The 18989-nt window shown below is 52.1% G+C and carries 18 protein-coding genes; 2 read left to right on the forward strand and 16 right to left on the reverse strand.

Features of this window, described 5'->3' with window-relative positions; genetic code table 11:
• Window positions 1-3: 3 nt before the first annotated feature.
• From BM412_RS17990 to BM412_RS18040, 10 genes are all read right to left on the reverse strand, one after another.
• Window positions 4-1086: an HD-GYP domain-containing protein gene (locus tag BM412_RS17990; RefSeq protein ID WP_091221316.1), complete on the reverse strand. Its 1083-nt coding sequence runs from the start codon at window positions 1084-1086 to the stop codon at window positions 4-6.
• A 36-nt stretch (window positions 1087-1122) separates the two neighbouring features.
• The gene (locus BM412_RS17995) at window positions 1123-1809 is read right to left on the reverse strand and encodes a GGDEF domain-containing protein (protein ID WP_091221319.1); all 687 of its coding nucleotides are present in this window, start codon (window positions 1807-1809) and stop codon (window positions 1123-1125) included.
• Window positions 1810-1822: 13 nt separating this feature from the next.
• Complete coding sequence (locus BM412_RS18000; protein ID WP_143111648.1) at window positions 1823-3517, reverse strand: histidine kinase N-terminal 7TM domain-containing diguanylate cyclase; 1695 nt, start codon at window positions 3515-3517, stop codon at window positions 1823-1825.
• Between the two features lie 114 nt (window positions 3518-3631).
• Entirely contained in the window at window positions 3632-4825 is a 1194-nt protein-coding gene (locus BM412_RS18005) for a class I SAM-dependent methyltransferase (RefSeq protein WP_091221325.1), read from the reverse strand.
• Window positions 4826-4842: 17 nt separating this feature from the next.
• A complete protein-coding gene (locus tag BM412_RS18010) occupies window positions 4843-5508 on the reverse strand; it encodes a DUF6483 family protein (RefSeq protein ID WP_256256421.1) in 666 nt (221 codons plus the stop codon).
• Between the two features lie 25 nt (window positions 5509-5533).
• Window positions 5534-6946: a spore protease YyaC gene (yyaC, locus tag BM412_RS32550; RefSeq protein ID WP_256256422.1), complete on the reverse strand. Its 1413-nt coding sequence runs from the start codon at window positions 6944-6946 to the stop codon at window positions 5534-5536.
• A gap of 97 nt (window positions 6947-7043) precedes the next feature.
• Entirely contained in the window at window positions 7044-7628 is a 585-nt protein-coding gene (locus BM412_RS18025; RefSeq protein ID WP_091221329.1) for a GNAT family N-acetyltransferase, read from the reverse strand.
• A gap of 18 nt (window positions 7629-7646) precedes the next feature.
• Window positions 7647-8795: a Gfo/Idh/MocA family protein gene (locus BM412_RS18030; protein WP_091221332.1), complete on the reverse strand. Its 1149-nt coding sequence runs from the start codon at window positions 8793-8795 to the stop codon at window positions 7647-7649.
• A gap of 81 nt (window positions 8796-8876) precedes the next feature.
• Complete coding sequence (locus tag BM412_RS18035; protein ID WP_091221335.1) at window positions 8877-9635, reverse strand: sugar phosphate isomerase/epimerase family protein; 759 nt, start codon at window positions 9633-9635, stop codon at window positions 8877-8879.
• A 91-nt stretch (window positions 9636-9726) separates the two neighbouring features.
• Window positions 9727-10356, reverse strand: coding sequence for a hypothetical protein (locus BM412_RS18040; protein WP_091221338.1), 630 nt, complete (start codon window positions 10354-10356; stop codon window positions 9727-9729).
• 105 nt (window positions 10357-10461) lie between these two features.
• On the opposite strand from BM412_RS18040, the gene BM412_RS18045 reads away from it, so the two are divergent.
• Window positions 10462-10689, forward strand: a complete 228-nt coding sequence (locus BM412_RS18045) for a DUF1128 domain-containing protein (protein ID WP_091221340.1) — start codon at window positions 10462-10464, stop codon at window positions 10687-10689.
• A 72-nt stretch (window positions 10690-10761) separates the two neighbouring features.
• Here BM412_RS18045 and BM412_RS18050 read toward each other — a convergent pair whose 3' ends face one another.
• The 4 genes from BM412_RS18050 to BM412_RS18065 form a co-directional block, all read right to left on the reverse strand.
• Complete coding sequence (locus BM412_RS18050) at window positions 10762-11220, reverse strand: hypothetical protein (protein WP_091221343.1); 459 nt, start codon at window positions 11218-11220, stop codon at window positions 10762-10764.
• A gap of 186 nt (window positions 11221-11406) precedes the next feature.
• On the reverse strand, window positions 11407-12999 hold the full coding sequence (locus BM412_RS18055) for a UDP-glucose--hexose-1-phosphate uridylyltransferase (protein WP_091221345.1): 1593 nt from the start codon (window positions 12997-12999) through the stop codon (window positions 11407-11409).
• Window positions 13000-13031: 32 nt separating this feature from the next.
• On the reverse strand, window positions 13032-14021 hold the full coding sequence (gene galE, locus BM412_RS18060) for a UDP-glucose 4-epimerase GalE (RefSeq protein ID WP_091221348.1): 990 nt from the start codon (window positions 14019-14021) through the stop codon (window positions 13032-13034).
• A gap of 52 nt (window positions 14022-14073) precedes the next feature.
• Complete coding sequence (locus tag BM412_RS18065; protein ID WP_091221351.1) at window positions 14074-15246, reverse strand: galactokinase; 1173 nt, start codon at window positions 15244-15246, stop codon at window positions 14074-14076.
• A gap of 189 nt (window positions 15247-15435) precedes the next feature.
• Between BM412_RS18065 and BM412_RS18070 the strand changes: the two genes are divergently transcribed.
• Complete coding sequence (locus BM412_RS18070; RefSeq protein ID WP_091221353.1) at window positions 15436-16293, forward strand: AraC family transcriptional regulator; 858 nt, start codon at window positions 15436-15438, stop codon at window positions 16291-16293.
• 108 nt (window positions 16294-16401) lie between these two features.
• On the opposite strand, the gene BM412_RS18075 is transcribed toward BM412_RS18070, so the two are convergent.
• Window positions 16402-16563: a DUF1328 domain-containing protein gene (locus BM412_RS18075; RefSeq protein WP_091221356.1), complete on the reverse strand. Its 162-nt coding sequence runs from the start codon at window positions 16561-16563 to the stop codon at window positions 16402-16404.
• Between the two features lie 922 nt (window positions 16564-17485).
• Window positions 17486-18697 (reverse strand): asparaginase, encoded by a 1212-nt coding sequence (locus tag BM412_RS18080; protein ID WP_177245905.1) that lies wholly within the window; start codon window positions 18695-18697, stop codon window positions 17486-17488.
• Between the last annotated feature and the right edge of the window lie 292 nt (window positions 18698-18989).

The following is an 18989-nucleotide window of genomic DNA, read 5'->3' on the forward strand; positions in this document are numbered from 1 at the left end:
TACCTACAGTTCTTTCACGATCATTAACTTATGTTGGTCTTTGAGGTCGATCTGATAGGCTGAAGCAGGTGCAGTTCCATCAGACTCACGGATAATCCGAACCGTTGGACGATGAACCGCGAGCGGATCGTTCATAGCTACGACAGCAACTTGCCCTGAACTGAGCAGTACCGTTGTGGAGACCGGATAAATCGAAATATGCTTACAAAAAATTTTGATCAATTCTAAATCAAAATAGGTATTTCCTGCAGCAAACAAAAACTCGATCGCTTCCGATGGGGTATATCGTTTCCGATGCGGCCTTGGAGAGGTAAGCGCATCGTATACATCTGCGATGGCGACGATTTGAGCGTATTCATGAATGGCCTCCCGCTTAAGCTTGCGCGGATAGCCTGTGCCGTCGTAGCGCTCGTGATGCTGAAGCGCGCAGTGAGCCGAGAGTAAACTAATATCATGCTGCGCTCTAATAATGTTGAAGCCATCCTCGGTATGCTTCTCCATGAGCATCCGCTCGCTTGGCGTTAATGCGGACGTCTTGGTCAAAATCTCTTTGGGCAGCCGCGTCATGCCGATATCGAATAACATCGCGCCCATGCCAAGCTCTTCGAGCTGCGTACGGTTATATCCTCTGGCCAACCCCATGATGCCTGCCAGTATCGTGACATTCAAGGAATGGTGGAACAAGTAGCTGTCCGCCACGTGAATGTTGGTCAAGCTGACCATAACATCTTCACGCCGAATGAGATCCTGCATAATATCGCCGAATACTTTACGGAAAGTGCGGCCAAGCTCGGGGGCGATCGTTCGCCCTTTGGTCACCTGTTGGTCCATTAGCGAATTCATCGTCTTGTAAATCGTATCCGATGCCGCTTTGTGCGTGCTGTCTTGAATAGCCGTTGTCGGCTCTAAGCCCTCTGTCAGGGGATCATCAATGAAAAGCATGTCGATGCCTAAACCAGCCAATCTGTCGATAAATCGTTGATTTAACTCCACACCGGCGCCTAGCAATATGTTCCCATTCTCCTGCAAAATAGGGCGAGCTAACTTTTCTCCCGGCTTAACGGAGTTGATGTGAACTTTTCTCATCGGTGTTTAATCCCGCCTTTACCGCTTGCTCACGGATTAAGCTTGCAACGCTGCCGGTTCGGTCAACTGCGCCTTACGGACATATTTCTCTGCGTACATCCGTTTGTCAGCAGCTTGCAGCAGCTGGCCAATCTCCATGCCATGCTCCGGAAATGAAGCATGACCGACCGAAATTGACAGCCGTAATCCGGTCCGCAATGAAATGCTAAAGAGCTGTTCGTGAATTAGCTTTACGATTCGGTCGATTCCTTTGTCATCTGCATAGGGACAAATAATGATGAATTCATCGCCGCCCCAGCGGCCGATAATTTCGCCGAAGGTTGCGCATGCCTTAAGTGCTCCTGCGATCAGCGCCAGAGCTTGGTCGCCTTGGCTGTGGCCCAAACGGTCGTTTACCTCTTTGAAATCATTGACATCCAGCATCATGACCGTCATTTTCTTCCGTTTACGATTCGCCTTAGCCGCCAGCTTCTTGAAATTCGTCTCGATGAATCTCCGATTATACAGTCCGGTTAAACTGTCCAGTATAGAAGCTTCCTTCATACGGTCATATTTGAGTCCTAAGAGAAAGCCGATAGGCAAGGCTGCCGCTGCGAAAGCGGCGGTACCGATTAGAACAGCGAGCGGCGTAGGTGTCTTACTTGCAAGCAGGCATAAACTCGCTGTAGCCAGTGTAGCTCCACATGATGCCGCACAAGCTGTAAGACGTCCGTTACGCGCCATTCGCAGTCCCCCCTTATAAATTAACGACCCGATTGCGACCGTTGTCTTTGGCTCTGTACAATGCGGAATCCACCTTCGAGAACAAATCTCTTATGTATCCTTTGACATCTTCAATCTGAAGATCAGACTGCTCTTCCACCACAAGCATTCCCATGCTAATAGTTACGGATACCGGAGAACGCCCTCTTCCAATGGCGATCTCATTGTTCTGAACAACCTCACGTATACGCTGAGCAAGCATGTCTGCCTGCTCTCTGTTTGTATGAGGCAAATAGACCGTAAACTCTTCGCCGCCGTAACGTGCCAATATATCTGTTCTGCGGAGTGCTCCGCGAACGGCATCGGCCGTTCTTCGGATGACTTCGTCTCCGATCACATGACCGTACGTATCGTTGACGAGCTTGAACAAATCAATATCAAACAATAACAGCGCAAACGGAATCTTGTAACGGACATTCGTCAGCACCTCATGCTCCAGCTGCTGCATCAGAAATCTACGGTTAAAGCAGCCTGTCAGGCTGTCCGTAATCGCCAGCTGCTCCAGCTTGCGATTCGCTTGAAACAGCTCGTCCTGCATAAAGATGAGCGCACGATTGCGCTCTTGCATGGAGGCATACTGCTCCTGCGATTTGAAGATCAGAGACTTAAGCTCGGAAATCTCTTGAAACGTGATGACTTTGCCGATTCGGCCTTCATTCACAATAATCGGCCCGACATGCAGAGAGAAGTACTGCTTGTGCGAGTCGTCCTGTTCAATCATGATTTCGGTTTGGATACGCTTATAAGGATCCGTTCTGTACGAGTACAGAAACTCATCTTCATTCGCTTTATCGATATTAAACCAAGAAAGCAGCTCCTCCATATTAAGCGTATCGCCTATAAAAACTTGAAGATGCGGGCTGACGATCCGGTTCATTTCAATAACATTGTCATGCTCATCCAGCACGATAATGCCTACGGACAACGTATCCATTACATCTTGCTGCGCAATCTTCACCAAGTCGAACGAACGATGCTTCTTCAAGGAGAATACGAAGTACAGATCAGACAGCACGATGCCAAGCGACGTAAGACCGGGAATAACAGGCAGCCACGGATCAAGAATGACGTTCAATACCAAATCCAGCAATGGAAACGCCATCATAATAAATATGCCTGTGAGCGCATTGGCGATTCGCACTCGATCCTGCGGCAGCTTACGCAAACGATAAGCTTTCAGTAAGATGCGAACCGTATAGATGTAATACGAAATTAACAAGCCTACCATCATCCAGAAAATAGGACCATAGACCCTCTCGCCGTAAGTACTATCCACCGAAGAAACAAAACTATCCCACGGATTCCATAACACGCCGATCGATATGAGCACGGATGGCAGCAGCATATAAATGAGGGTCTTGCGACTCGGCCTGTAACTGACGTTCACCAGGAATTTCGTAAACAGGAGCCACCCAAAGCCAAGCATCGATAAACCAACAAAGGAAATATTAATGTATATGATCTGGAGGTGTGGTTGATCCGTTGTGTGGACGCCGACTTGACCGAGCGGCCAAATCATCATGAAGAAGTGAAATAGCAAATAGACCTTATGCTGTGTTGTGATTACATTAAATGCAAATACATAGATGAAAATGGTGAATAAAAAAAGAAATAGGCTCAAATCCAGCCCTGTCATTAGTCCCATTCGCTTCACCCAAATCACAATCATATTATTAAACGTATAGAAGAACTGGGACAATCTACTTACAAGTAACTATATTCTATCATACTGTTTAATTAATCGACAATAAACTTGTTATCTTTATTGACATGGAGAAAAAAATTATTTACTCGCCTGCTTTAACCGTTCGCCAAGCGCTTGCTCCAAGTAAGGTTTCACCTGCAGCATATCGCGGAAGACGACATATTCCTGCCATTTGCGCGCCGAATCAGCTGCTCCTCCCGCTGTACGGACTGCACGGATCAGCATGTTTTTCGGTGTATGCTCCGGATCGATAAACTCCAGCAGCTGCGTGCGATAGCCGAGCACTTCCAAGAGCTGCGTGCGGATGGCATCCGTCGCAAGCGCAGAGAAGCGTTCCTTGAGCAAACCATGCGACAGAAGAGGTGACATCGCCTCGTTCTGAATTTGCCGAAACAGCTCATGCTGGCAGCATGGTACGCTAAGTATGACGGAAGCCCCCCATTCTACCGCTTTTACCAGAGCCGCATCCGTAGCCGTATCGCAAGCATGCAGCGTGACGACCATATCCACTTTGGATTGATCCTTGTACTGCGCAATATCGCCGACTTGGAATTTCAATTTATCGTAACCGAGCTTCTGTGCAAGCTCGGAACAGAATGCGATGACATCGGCCTTCAGATCAAGCCCGACCACCGAGATGCTTCGCTGCTGCTTCACAGCCAGCAAATGATAGAGGGCAAACGTCAAATAGGACTTGCCGCAGCCGAAGTCCACAATCGTAATTTCGCGATCAGCCGGCAGATGCGGAAGCACATCCGTAACCATCTCCAAGAATCGGTTGATCTGGCGAAACTTATCCTGTTTCTTCGCGATCACTTGACCGTCCTTGGTCATAATGCCCAGCTCGACCATGAACGGCGCAGCTTCGCCCTCTTGCACGACGCGCTGCTTCTGCCTGTTATGCGATAGCGATTCCGACTCTGATTTGGCCGTAGCCGGTTTCGTGACAATCGCTGCTTTACCTTTCTTCGAGAACAGCACCTGCACATCTGCGTCATTCGTCTTGAACAACGCTTGCCGGTAATGCTGCTCCAGCCAAGCTGCGATCCGCTCCGCGGCATCCGCTTGCGGCACATTCTCATGAGTCACTTTATTGTCGATATAATATTGAAATTGATAGTGCAGCGTTCCCTTGAGCTCAATCGGACGAATGACCGTCTTAGCCGGCACTTGACCGTCCTTGCGGCGCAGCTGGCTGAAGGTTGCCTGCCGCAGCTGCCCGCTGCCCACCCACTGCTCAATATCCGATTGCCATTGTTCCTTGCTTTCCATCTGTGTCCATTCAGCTCCTAAGCTTGCGTCGATTGTTGCCTCATCCGTTCTAACCCTTCATTCACCTCATCGCGAGGTAAGCCGCCTTGCAGAAGCGACTCGTCCGGCAGCAGCAGAAGTCGGCGATAGAATTCTACCGCTTCTTCTGCCTCGATTGCCCCATCCTCTGCAAGCTCATGCAGCACATTCTCGGCCTCGTCGTAGCGCCCGTCGCTTTCATGCCACTCCCACATGAGCAGCTTCGTTTCTCTTGGCAGCTCATAGATACCAAGCTTCGTTTCGAGCTCTGCCGCTTCTTCCGAAGGCGCGCGCAGAAGCGCCGGCGCATCCAGAATAGCTAACCGCATGAAGAGATGGAAAGCTTTCAGCTGCAGCGGATACCCCTGCTCCTGCCTGCCGAGCTCGGTAAGAATATCGGCTTCTTCCTTAATTAACAGCGCAACTGCATGCAGATTGGCGGTTTCTACGATTCCGTTCGTCGTCATCATGCGAACCAGATCGGCATCCGACAGCTGACGAATCAGCTTCCCGTTCATCCGAAACTGCCGATCGAGCAGCTCGTCAATGACAAGGAGGGCCTCCTCTTGCTTGCGCTGCTGTCTCAGCCCCATGACTTGGCCGACTACTTCGCTCATCTGCTCAATCATCCGCATAAAATAATCCCTTTGAAACAACGGTCGCATCCCCTCTCCACTTCATGCTTGCCGCTTAAAGCGACTTCAAAAACGCGATCATCTCATGAACCAGCTGCTCCGGTGCTTCAATCATGCTCATATGACCGGAACCTTCGAGGAGTGCCTGCGTGACATGCGGCCCATCTACCGTAAACGTGTTTGCGGGAGCGATGACGCCATCCTCAGATCCTGCAACTAGCAGTCGCGGTACATCCAGTCCCTCCAGCACGCCGGTCCGGTCAGGGCGGGCCTTCATTCCGAGCGCTGTCGCCGCGGCTCCGGCTGCAGACGTCCCTCGTCCAATCTCGATCATATCCGATATGGCCGCAGCCATCGTTTCTTTATGAGCCGGCGCAAACAGCTTCGGTACCAGTCCCTCTACAAAAGGGTCGATACCATCGGCAAGCAGCGCTTTCGCCGCTTTATCCCGGTTTCCTTTGGCTTCCTCGCTGTCCGGCTTGGCGGTAGAGTGCACGAGTGCAAACGACTTCAGCAGCTCCGGATACCGTTCCGCGAAAGCGAGCGACACGTAGCCGCCGAGCGAATGTCCGAATAAACAGATGCGCTCGATGCCAAGCTCGCGCACAAGCAGTAAGAGATCCTCTGCGAACTGCTCCATTTCGTAGGGAGACTGGTTCGGAGCCGCGCTCCCGCCATGACCGCGAAGATCCGGCGCAATTACACGCCCATGGGTCGATAGCGCGGACACTACCTCTACCCAATAGGCAGAGCTTCCGCAGAATCCATGCAAAAGTACAATAGCCGTATCGGCCGACGATTCGCCGGCTTGCGGTGTAGAATCATAATAAGCAATCGTTTGGCCATTCGGTAATTGAAAGGCGTTATTCGCCAGAGAAAGCGGCTTCTTCGTCATGCGGCTTCTTCCCTTCTCATTTAACTCTTGCAGCGTCCATACCTCATTTATTGTATCCGCGAGCATGCGGGCCATTCCCATCACTTCGAATAAAGAAGCATGCTGCAGCACCCAATAGGGTTTAACACTATGCGGCGCTACGATTCCGGCAATGCTGTAATCGCCGATAGGCGGCAGCCGTTTGCCGACCGCCTGCGCCGGGAACAGCGGACCTCTGCCTATCATATAACTCGGCGTTTCATTCTTCTTACCCAAACAGGCATCTATGGCAACCACCGTCATAAAAGGCGGAATTTCGGCAATAAGCCTTTCATAGTGATCCGCATCGCAAGGATGCTCCAATGTTCCGATCACATGCGGCCAGCCGGCCTCCTTCAGCATCGTGCCCACCCAAGGACCAAACGAATCGCCCGTAGAGCAATCCGTTCCGATACATACGAAGAGAACCTTCGATCGGTCAGGCTGGAGCATTGCCGCTTCGCGCAGCAGTGCTTCCGTGCCGTCGATGCCTGCGCGCTCCCGGATAACCGGGTCTTCATTTCGGTGTCTGCGCGCTTTCGCCCGACTTCCCATGATGAACGACTCCTTCAAACCTAGCTGACTTCATTGTAACGAAATGCAGCTCCCGCTTCAAATCTACTCTAGCGGCGCAACGAAGCGCTGATATCGATTAACAGTTAGGTTCCAGTACGAGTGGCGTACCATCCGTCTGAATGGCCTCGATACGGCAATTCAGTTTGTTCGCCAGAGCCTGCCAACGCTCATGATGGCCGCCGTCTGTAAAGACGGGTACGAATCCGAGATTCAAGTATGTTTTGACGGCAGGGATACGGAAATCATCGGTGTTCAGCACCGCTCGGGTGAACCCTTCTTGCACCATATGGAGCAGCGCAGCCAAGCTGACATACAGCCCAAGCTTCTTGCCTCCTTGCGATTGCAGAAGACCTACCATATGCAAGTAGCCCGTCGATTCCTTGTATTGGGGACGGTACCATGCCGATGCTGTAGCGATCGGCACATTCCGTTCATCCGTGATGAACCATACCCGCTCCGGTTTATACGGCTCGTCCGAAGCCATTTCCTTCTCGAACGGATGCTCTCCGCCGAACGAATCATTAATGATGCGCTCCCATTCTTTCTGGTCACCCGGCTGCAGGCTGCGTACAGCATATCCGGAAGGAAGTGAAAGTGCCGGCAATGTGGAAAGATCCTCTCGCACCATAAACAATTGGGATGGATGCTGTTGTTCGCTCATAGGTTGATTGCTCCTTTTTTATAGTTTAATGATCTGATCCTTGAAAGAAGAGCTGGTCTTGAAATTCGGCATGTCGATCGTCCGGCCGCCGTTCATGATCGATAGTTCCGATAGAAGCGCAACCGCTGTCCATTCACAGGCATCATAAACATCGATGGCAGGCTTGCGATTCCCTTTTACCGCTTCTACGAAGTCTTCCACGATAAAATAATCGCCTCCCCAGTGGCCCGAAGCCTTCTGCTCTTCGGTCACGTTTTTATAACGCTCGGGCAAATAATCGTTGTAGTCGCTTAGCGGTCGCCAAGCCGCATGATCCTCCGGATCGCCCATGCTCTCCAGCCAAATTTTATGGGTATCGCCTAAGCCGCGCGGCGCCTCGAAGCTGCCTTTTGTCCCTTGGAGGGTGTAATAGCTCATATTGTGCGGACGCTTCGATATGCAGTCGATTCGCAGCTTAATCAGCTTACCGCTCTCCATCTGGCACATCGTGATGGAAGTATCCTCTTGGCGGAAACGTTTATCCGTATGCCAGCCTGTTCCGAAACAGGACACGGATTGAATCCGGTCGCCTTGAAACCACTGCATGACCGGTCCAAGGCTGTGGGTTGGATAGAAGGCACCGCGTTTGCCAAGCTGCCAGTAGCTGCGCCAAGTCGGTTTCGAGCCTGCTGCCGTGCCTTCGCGGTTAAACCGCGCAGCCAAACTGCGAACATCATGCAAGTACTCGCCTTCGCCGAAATAAACATCACCGAACAACCCTTGCTTGACCATATTCAAAATTTGTTGATTTTGCGGGATATAGCAGTAGTTCTCTGCCATCATGTACACCTTATCCGATGACTCGGCCGTTTCCTTCAGCCACCACAATTCGTCCATCGTGACACCTGCCGTCACTTCGCTCAACACATGTTTGCCGGCTTGTATGGCAGCAATCGTTTGCGGGACATGGTGCTGCATTGGCGTTGAAACGACAACGGCGTCAATATCCGATTCCAGCATATCTTCGAAAACGCGGTAGGTGCGGGGAATTCCATGCTTCGCTGCCGCTTCCTTCACGTAATCGCCATCCAGATCGCAAAGCGCCACTACCTCCGTATCCTCGATGCAGCGAAATCCTTGCAATGTACTCAGTCCTCTTGCGCCAACGATACCTACTTTAATCGTCATCTGCCTTCCGCCTCCGCATGTTAGATTCTCATAAGAAAACGATTGCCTCAGTTCCCCGAAACAATCGTTCTGTTTGCCATATTAGATCAAGCCTGCTTCTTTCAAATTCAAGTAGCTCGCAGTGATGGTTTCCATCGGGGTAAGATTGCGCAGATTATCCTGCTCCACCACCATCCAGTCTACGCCGATCTCGCGCGCCGCACGAATGGAATCGCTAATGTTGACAACGCCTGTCCCGACCGCGGTCCAGAGGCCTTTCTCACTTGTGCTGAACACATCCTTGATGTGAATCGAAGGTACGCGTCCGGCCATCCTGCGCAGCACTTGGACAGGATCCGCCTTCCCCATCGTGATCCAGGCAATGTCCATTTCGAAAAATACCGATTTCGGATCGGTGTACTCCACGAGGATATCCATCGCAGACACGCCATTAAAGGATGTCAGAAATTCATGCTCATGATTGTGGTAGCACAGCTTAATGCCTTCTTCAGCCAGCCTCGCGCCGGCTGCGTTGTAGAGCTCGGCATCCTGAAGCAGCTCTTCTTTGGAGTTGCACGGCCCCCACCAAACCGATACATGGGAGGTCTGTACCGCTTTCGCATTCGCAATAATCGTGTCCAGCTCGCCGCGCAGCGTTTCACGGCTGGCGCTTAGCGTGATGGCATGCAGTCCGAGATCTTGGAACCGACGCACATTCTCCGCCGTATCGCCCGGAAGCAGCAGCTCAGCGCCTTCAATTCCTTTATAGCCGACGTCCGCGATCCCGCGAAGCGTCCCCCATAAATCCGCTTTCATTTCTTCGTGCATAATGCCGATTAAACCTAATTTAGGTGAAGTCATAATTATGTTAACCTCCGTTTGGTAAACCTTCGTGGTTTGAACCTGCTCTAATTATAAAACAGCGGCATTGCTGTTTATTTACTTCTTCTTCTCAAAATTCAGCAGAATACGCGCGCACGAGCGGCTGCCATTCGATGGATCGAATACGTACATGGCGGATTTGGATGAAGCTTGCATATGCTTCGAAGCCAACCTTCGTATGCAGCCGAGAATCGATCGGATCGTAATCGGTCAGCTCGAGCAGCAGCTTGCCGTCCACGCAAACAAAGCAATGGCCGTCAATGCTGCCGGCCTGAATGCGATAACTGCGGCCAGGTTCAAAATCGAACAAAGGCGTAGCGGCGTTAAGCACATAGTCAGGGGACTTCTCAAGACCGATTTTGCCTTCCCACCAGCCTTGGAGTCCGGCTACGTAAGCGGCGCCACGCATGTTCTTCTCCTCATCCCAGCTGGTATTCCACATCAAGTTAATGTCGTGCGTGCTCGGCAGAACGGTCCGGGCTTCAAATTCCACAAGCACATTGCCGGGAAAATCCTGCTTGCTCAGCAGCACGCCAGGCGCATTCAGCGGATTCCTGCCATGCAGCCAACCGTTCTCGATCCACCACTCCCCGCTGCAAATCCGCCAATTGTCCAGCTCCTGTTCCTGTTCGAAGCTTGTTTCGTATAATAGCGGGCATTGCTCCGTATCGACTTGTTTATGAAGCAAACGAATCTTCATCCATTATCCTCCACTCTTTAACAACAGCTTATTTGGCGTAGCATGTGCCATGTGAGGCATGTTACAATACGAGCACAGACAAGTATGGAGAGGAGCTATCAACCAATGAACAACCTATCGGAAGCAACCCAAGACAACGTCGCGTTTATGATTGATACGATAAAGAATAAGCTGCGCATGGCTTCAGGCGCTGCCATGCAAGCGAATAATTTCAGCTTAGAGCGATACGAGGATCTGAAGGACATCTACGATATCGTCGCAAGCAAAGATAAATTCAGCATCAGCGAAGTGGAAGCCATCGTATCCGAGCTTGGCCAGCTTCGCGAGAAGTAGGAGTAAAATACAAAAACCGAGACGGGACGCGCTCGGTTTTTTTTATTGTTCCGCTATGAATGATGGAAGAGGCTAGATGTCTGCGCTTTCATCATCGGCAGCTTGAGCGGCCTTGGATGCGGAGATCGAGAGCTTGATGGAAACCGGCTTGTGTTCGCCTTTCAGAAAATGGGCCAGCCGCTCCAGCTTATCTGCAAGCTCCGGGCCGCTCAGCGTTACATTCAGCTCATAGCCGAATTGATCAGCCGGAACGGAACGTTCGCTGTACGTGTAAACACCTGCTGTATATGCCTCCGGGCCGGTTCTGGATGTTAAAATCTGCTCCGGCGAGAATTTGTCTGACTTGTTCACGACGCGCTCGTAGATCCGCAGCTTCTTCAGCAGCATGTAATACTGAGCTGAATGCTTGAACCCCCACGCTTCGCGAATATCCTTGAGCGTATAGTCCATTTTCCACTGCTTCAGCTTCTCGACTTGATCATCTGTCGACAGCGCCAGAAATTCATCAATAGGAATAATTGGAAGCGGCATTAAACATCCCCCCGACTTTGAAATACGTTTTCTATATGTTTTTCGCCATTACAACCGATATCCCTCTTCATTTTCTATAATTTTTACAAAATATATGATATTTTTTGTTCGAATATAATTATTTTCTCTCACCTGTGCATAGAAAAAGCCCATCTCCTCTTGTCAGAAGGGATGGGCTTTTGTCGTTTAGACCCGGGTTAAACCGAGCGAGAGAAGGAATCGCGCAAAAGCTTCCGCACCTTGGGCAGTACGTTTGTAGACGCCTGCATCCATAAGCACTTCAAGGAACTTGCGTCCGACTTCATCACGAAGCAGCGCCTCGGCTTGCTCCGATGTATGCGACGATCCGTGGATCTCTACGATAGAACCAATCCAATCTGCATGTTTCTCAAGCGGGCCGCCCGCGAGGGAAGCTCTGTCAAACGCTTGCTCACCGGTGAGGATTAAGGCGATTTGTTCCATCTCGGCTTTGAGACGGCCCGGAAGAACCGCAAGTCCCATGACCTCGATGAGGCCGATATTCTCTTTCTTAATATGATGCAAATGCTCATGAGGGTGGAAAATGCCATCCGGATGCTCATCGCTTGTGCGGTTATTACGAAGCACGAGATCGAGCTCGTATTCGCCGGTATCACGCAGTCTTGCGATTGGCGTAATCGTATTATGCGGTACCTGCTCGCCATTCTTCTCAGAGAATGCGATAATCTCCGCTTCTTCGTCGCTATATGCACGCCATGCATCGAGCATGCTGCTTGCGGCACGGAGCACAGCCGCTTTGTCCGTGCCGTTCAAACGCACGACCGACATTGGCCACGCTACGATGCTGTAAGTAACGCCATCCTCTTGCGGATGCGCAAACACTTGCTCGGCTGCGGCTGTCTCCATCGGGAAGACATGGCGTCCGGCTTGGAAATGATCATGGTTAAGGATAGAGCCGCCTACAATCGGCAGATCCGCGTTGGAGCCGATAAAGTAAAGCGGAACGGCTTCAACGAAATCGAGCAGCCGCGCAAACGTAAGCGCCGAAATCCGCATCGGGACATGCTTGCCGTGGAACACGATACTGTGCTCGTTGTAATACACGTACGGCGAGTACTGGAAGTACCAGGTTTCCCCCTGCAGCTCAAGCGGTACAATTCGCAGATTCTGACGAGCGGGGTGATCCGCTCGGCCGGCATAACCTACATTGTCGGCGCAGAGCAGACATTTGGGATAGTTGCTCTTAGTAGGCGCAAGCGACTTCAACAAGGCAATCTCCCTCGGGTCTTTCTCCGGCTTGGAGAGATTGATGGTAATCTCCAGATTGCCATAGGCCGTCGGCTGTTCCCAGTACTGATTCTTCGCGATTCGATCCATCCGAATATAGTTGGAATCGATGCTCAAGCGATAGAACTCATCGGTTGCCTTGCTCACGCCTTCCGTCTCTGAAGTGCGGCGAAACCTCGCGGCAGCTTCCGAAGGACGCGGCATCAACAGTCCCATAATACGCGCATCCAGCAAATCGCGGAAGGTTGTTGTATTATCGGCGATCAATCCGATTGAAGCGCCGTAATCCAGCAACGGTTCCAGCAGAGGAACTGCGCTCTCGAGCCGTTCCTCCGGAACGACGCCTTCATACGCTTCATTAAATCCGAATAATTCAAGCAGCGCATTCCTAGATGCGTATACATCCAGCGGAGGCTCGATCATACCGCGCTGCACCGCAAATTGAACAAGCCGTTCTATGTGAAGGAGTACGGTTTCCGTACTCGTGTTGGATCGATGTTGAAGGTCAGTCATCGCACTTGCTCCTCTCGCGGCACTCGTACATACTAGTCTTTGTTGTAGCCGCGTGGATTGGCTTGATGCCAAGCCCATGCGCTTCCAATGATGTCTTCCAGCTTGTTGCGGGAAGGATTCCAGCCAAGCTCTTGGCGCGCCCGGTCCGAAGAAGCCACGAGTACAGCCGGGTCGCCGGCACGGCGTGTTTCCATGACAGCCGGAATCTCCCGTCCTGTCACTTGTCGTGCGATATCAATGACCTGCTTCACGGAGAAGCCTGTTCCGTTGCCCAGGTTGTAGATCGCGCTGTCGCCGCCTTTGCGCAGCCGTTCCACGGCAAGTACATGCGCGTCCGCCAGATCGCTCACGTGAATATAGTCGCGTACGCAAGTACCGTCTTCCGTCGCATAGTCGTCCCCGAAAATCGAGATATGGCTGCGTTGGCCAAGTGCCGTTTGGAGTACGAGCGGAACTAAGTGCGTTTCCGGATTGTGGTCTTCACCGATTCGGCCGCTTGCATGTGCGCCCGCTGCGTTGAAATAACGAAGCGACACATATTTCAAGTCGTATGCCGTGTCGTACCATTTCATCATTTTCTCCATCGAAAGCTTCGTTTCGCCATACGTATTGGTCGGCAATGTACGATCTTCCTCGTGAATCGGAATGTTCTCCGGTTCGCCGTAGGTAGCTGCGGTTGACGAGAAAACGATTCTTTTGACGCCGTATTGGTTCATTTTCTCAAGCAAGCAGAGCGTGCCGTACACATTGTTATGGTAGTACTTGCCGGGATCCTTCATGCTCTCGCCAACGAGCGAGTTTGCGGCAAAATGGATAACCGCATCGATCGAATTTTCTCCGAATACCGTGTCTAAGAAATCTCCGTCACGCAAATCGCCTACATAAAGCTTACCGCCAAGCACCGCTTCCTTATGCCCCTGCTGCAAATTATCAATGATTACAATGTCCTCGCCTCGTTCGTGCAATGCCGCAACCGCGTGCGACCCGATGTAGCCTGCGCCTCCTGTTACTAGAACTGCCATAGTTCTCTCCTCCTCTATATCTGTGTAATGATGGTGTTAATGACCGAAATGATTATAGTTGTTCGACCCCGTTGCCGATGGTGCACACGTAGAAGTCAGGTGTTAGTCCGGTTGCTTCTGTATAAATGCGTCCAACCTCCGCTTTGAACGTCTCTACGCTGTCTTTATGAACCAGGGATACCGTGCAGCCGCCAAAGCCTGCGCCAGTCATGCGGGAGCCGAGAACACCGTCAACGGTGCGTGCCGCAGCTACCATTGTATCCAGCTCGTCTCCTGTTACTTCGTACAGGTCGCGTAGCGAATCGTGAGAAGCGTTCATTAATTGGCCGAATGCTTGAAGATCATTTTCTTTAAGCACTTTCATCGATTGGAGCACGCGGTCGATCTCTTCCACAACATGCTTCGCACGCTTCAGTACGATTTCATCTTGAATGAGGTGCTGATTGGCTTGGAATTGCTCCAAGGAAAGCTGACCGAGCAATGTGAGCTCAGGGAATGCTGCCTTCAAATCCTGAACCGCTTGATCGCACTGGCTGCGGCGCTCATTGTACTTGGAGTCCACCAGGCCGCGACGTTTGTTCGTGTTGCCGATGACGATTTGATAATCGCCGGAATTAAACGGAATCAGCTCATATTCGAGCGTGTCGCACATCAGCAGAATCGCATGATCCTTCTTGCCGTTCGCAACTGCGAATTGATCCATGATGCCGCATTGGACGCCATTGAATTCATTCTCGGACTTCTGTGCGAGACGCGCGATTTGGACGGTGTCCGTTGCATGGCCCGACATGGTTAGAAGTGCATAAGCCGTAACCACTTCGATGGATGCCGAGGATGATAAACCAGCTCCGTTCGGAATTTCGCCGTGGAACAAGAGGTCGAAGCCTTGGCTGAATGTGATGCCGCGCTGTTCCAGTTCGTTCACGATGCCTTTCGGATAGTTCATCCAGTCATCTGCTTCGTCATGGACGATCGGCGCAATCGGAATATGTTTATGAAGATCGAAGTTTGTGGAAGCAAGTCCAAGCTGTTGATCCCCGCGTTTACGTATAAGCAGTGTAGTTCCGAAGGTCAGTGCAGCCGGGAAAACATAGCCGCCATTGTAGTCCGTATGCTCGCCAATCAAATTGACGCGGCCCGGTGCGTGGAATACCGCTAGTTGCTCTGTCGACTCCCTGCCGTATGTGTTTAGAAACCGCTCAGTCAATTCATGGATGTTCGCCATTGTGCTACACCGCTTTCTTGGATTTTAGTTGTTTGTTTTATAGGTTTAGTATAGCGGAACAGAAAGCGGAACAAAATGGCTTGATGTGAACTTCACATGGAATTTTGTGACCTGTTAACGATATTAAAGAGCTGGCTGTGTTACAATACCTGTAAGCTCTTCATACCAAAATGGAGGTGTTTCAGCGCGATGTCGCTGCAGCCTACCTATACCGTACTCTCGAATCCGGTTCCTTACGAACATGGTGATTTATATGTATTGTTCTCGGGGGAAAGCCAGACAAAGCCCGATCATCTGATCGGGCCTAAAGTCTATGATTTTTATTTGATGCATCATATCCTGTCCGGCTCCGGCACTTTCGCCTATGCCGGCGGACAGTATCAGCTGCGGGCCGGGCAGACCTTTCTTATCCCGCCCGGGCAGCTGATCAGTTACGCCTCGAGCGAAGCTGATCCGTGGCGGTACCGCTGGATCGCATTCGAAGGCCGGCATGCCGAGCAGCTGGTGGCAGGTGCCGGCCTTGATTCGGCGATGCCGATCGTCGATACGGGAACCAATCCGCGCGTCGCCGTGTTGTTCCGCAGCATACAGCGCACCTTCCGCCTTGGGGGCGGAGCGGCTCATCTGCGCGCAGTCGGTTATTTGTACCTGCTGTTCGCGGAGTTCGGCGCAGCCGGTCCCGACATGGATTCCGGCTCGGCGCAGCGCGGGCAAGACAGCGAGGCGCTTACCGGCGACGTCATCCGGTATCTGTCGACGCAGTACGCCGAGCCGATCTCGATTGAGCACATGGCCGATGCGCTCGGCTACAACCGCGCTTATTTGTCGCGCATCTTCAAACAGCAGACGGGCATCACGCCTGTCACGTTTCTGCTGAAGCTGCGCATCGACAAAGCGCATCTGCTGCTGCGCGAGCGCCTCGAGCTGACGATCGAGCAGATCGCGGCGTCCGTCGGCTTCCAAGACGCGCTGTACTTCTCGAAGCAGTTCCGCCGCTTCTATGGGCAGTCGCCGACCGCCTATCGCGAAGCGATGCGGCGGCTGTAGCGATGCGCAAGCTTGCTTGCGGCGCTGTGAGTTGCGCTCTGGTCGCGGCTGTGGATTGATGTGTTAGGCTAGTCGCGATTGTGGTCGCGGGGTGCTAAGTCCGCAGCGCTAAACGCGTCTGCGGCCAAAAATAAACGATATCACAAACAGTACCAGGAACACGACGAACAAGATTTTCGCTATGCCTGCTGCCGCTGACGCCAGTGTGAAAAACCCTAGAACACCTGCAATAATAGCGATGATAAAAAACATAAGTGCATATCCCAACATAATTTCTCACCCTTTCGGTTTGATTGTTTTGTATGGTGTAGCACCTTGCCTTACTCTGCTTTAAACAACCTGTACGTACTTGAAACGCAAAATAGGGTTACCCCTTCATCCACGATTCCGGATGAAACGAAGTAACCCTTTGCTGTTCCTTGGCGTAGAAGCTGCTCAAACTAAAGAGGTATCCGATACCGCTCATGAGTGTAATTCAGGCGATTACTCCGAAAGAGAGGTAATGCGTTCCCCCTCTTCGAGCTAATTAGCTTTGTTATGCTGCAAATGCGGTACCTGTTACCTCTAATACTTCCAAATTCACTCTATCCGCGGCACTTCAACTAACATTGCAGTACCTGTCACATCGGCGGTTCACCTGCGGATGGGTTGATTAGCGTTGGTTTCCATGTAGATCTCTAGGTGTGCTTCTTACTCGAGATTCGCTGCTAAAGCCTCCATGTAGATTCCTGGGTGAGCTTCTTGTGTTGCTCTCAGTACTACTCTTCTGCCCAATTCGAAGGTTTCTCACCATTGTGTTGCTCCTAGAGCTACTCTTCTGCTCAATTCGTCGGTTCCCCACCATTGTGTTGCTCCTAGAGCCACTCTTCTACTCAATTCGTCGGTTTCGCACCATTGTGTTGCTCCTAGAGCTACTCTTTTGCCGAAACCAACGGTTGCGCACCATATGTTACTCCCTAGAGCCACTCTTCTGCTTAATTCGTCGGTTTCGCACCATAGTGTTGCTCCTAGTGCCACTCTTATGCTCAATCCAGTGGTTGCCCACCCATTGTGTTGCTCCTAGAGCTACTCTTCTGCCCAAAGCGACGATTTCTCACAATTGTGTTGCTCCTAGAGCCACTCTTCTGCCGAAACCAACGGTTCCGCGACAATGTGTTGCTTCTAGTGCCACTCTGTCTGCGGAAGTCAGCGGTTAGGCGTTTAGCGTCAGCGTCAAACAGGATTCGCGGTGCCCGACGAGTTGGCCGGCGTCGTTGCGAATCTCGGGTGAGATCTGGCTGCGGATGCGCGTGATGAGTGCCTTGCCGAGATTCAGCTGCTCAAGGATGGCGCAAACTGCTTCAGGCCAAGGGGACTCCCCGCCATCGGCCAGCTTAATGACGACGGCGAGCCGCTCTTGGCGCAGACCGAAGACGAAGACGCCTTGCGCGCCGCTCTTGGCAACGACATTCCCATCACCCAGCATAACGCTGGCCAGCCGGTCCGGTCCCTCCACGAGTGTCGGATGGCTGATCATCGCTGCGGAGATTCGCTTCGCAGCCGCCGCAATGGCTTCCAACACAGGCGCTCCTGCGCCGCTTTCAAAGCCAGCCTCGCGTGTCCCTGCTAATCCCGCTTCCGCCACTTTCACTTCGGCTCCACCAACATCTCCGCCGCCAGCCGTTGCAATTCCGGCTGAAACGCCGACTACTCCGGCCGCCGCAGCGCCGCTCTCTCCTGATAACGGCGCTGCCGCTTCGCTGCCCCAAGCGGCAAAACGCGCATAAACAAGCGCGAGCCGCCACATCGGCATCGCGAACACCGGCAGGCCGCAGCCGTCGATGGCGCTGCCAATCTCCTCCGGTGCAAGCTCCGCAATCATCGCGACTGTACGCAGCAGCTCCTGCTGAAGGGGATGCTCCGGCTGCGTATACGTCTCAAGCGGCCAGCCGCGCAGCTTGCATAGCGCAAGCATGCCGATGTGCTTGCCGGCGCATACGTGATACAGCTTGCGCGGCTTACCGCCCTGACGAAGCAGCTCATCGCGAGCTTCCTGGCTGGCCGGAAGCATCGGACCAAATACAAGCTGCTCCTCCCGAACGCCGGTTTGCTCCAGCATTTGTTCCAACACGGCAATATGTGCCGGCGTACCTTGATGCGATGCGCACATCAGCGCAATTGCCTCATCCTTCAATCCGTAAGTATCAACGACGCCGCCAAGCACGGATGGCAAAGCTTGAATGGGTTTTGCGGTAGAGCGCATAAACGTCCATATGGACGCATCCCCAACCTGCGCGATTAGTTCACCATCCCATGTCACGACTGCCGCGTGACCGCTGTGAACATTTTCTACCCACTCGCCTCTTGTCGTCTGAACGAGCGGAACTCCCAGTACGCTCGCTGCTGTTGTTGTTGTCTGTATCATCGTGCTCACCCCTGGCATTTTTCCCAATCCTACTCCCCAATTATGTTTTCCCAAACTATCCATCCGCTCATCCTATATCCTGTTGTTCCACTCTCGATGTCTTTCATCCTCGCCGAACCGCGGCCTTTGTTGTCTTTCAGCCCTTGAGCCCTCCGGCTTTCCTGCCTTCCAGCCCTTCAAGCCCTTCAGCCCTCAGCATTCCTGCCCTCGGCCCTTCCCCATCCAACTCCTGCCCTATAGCCTATTCGAAAGCCCAAACTTCGGTTTCACGTTTCAACTTTTAATGTCTGTG

It is taken from the genome of Paenibacillus sp. BC26 (genome assembly GCF_900116125.1).
Lineage (GTDB): Bacteria > Bacillota > Bacilli > Paenibacillales > Paenibacillaceae > Paenibacillus_Z > Paenibacillus_Z lignilyticus.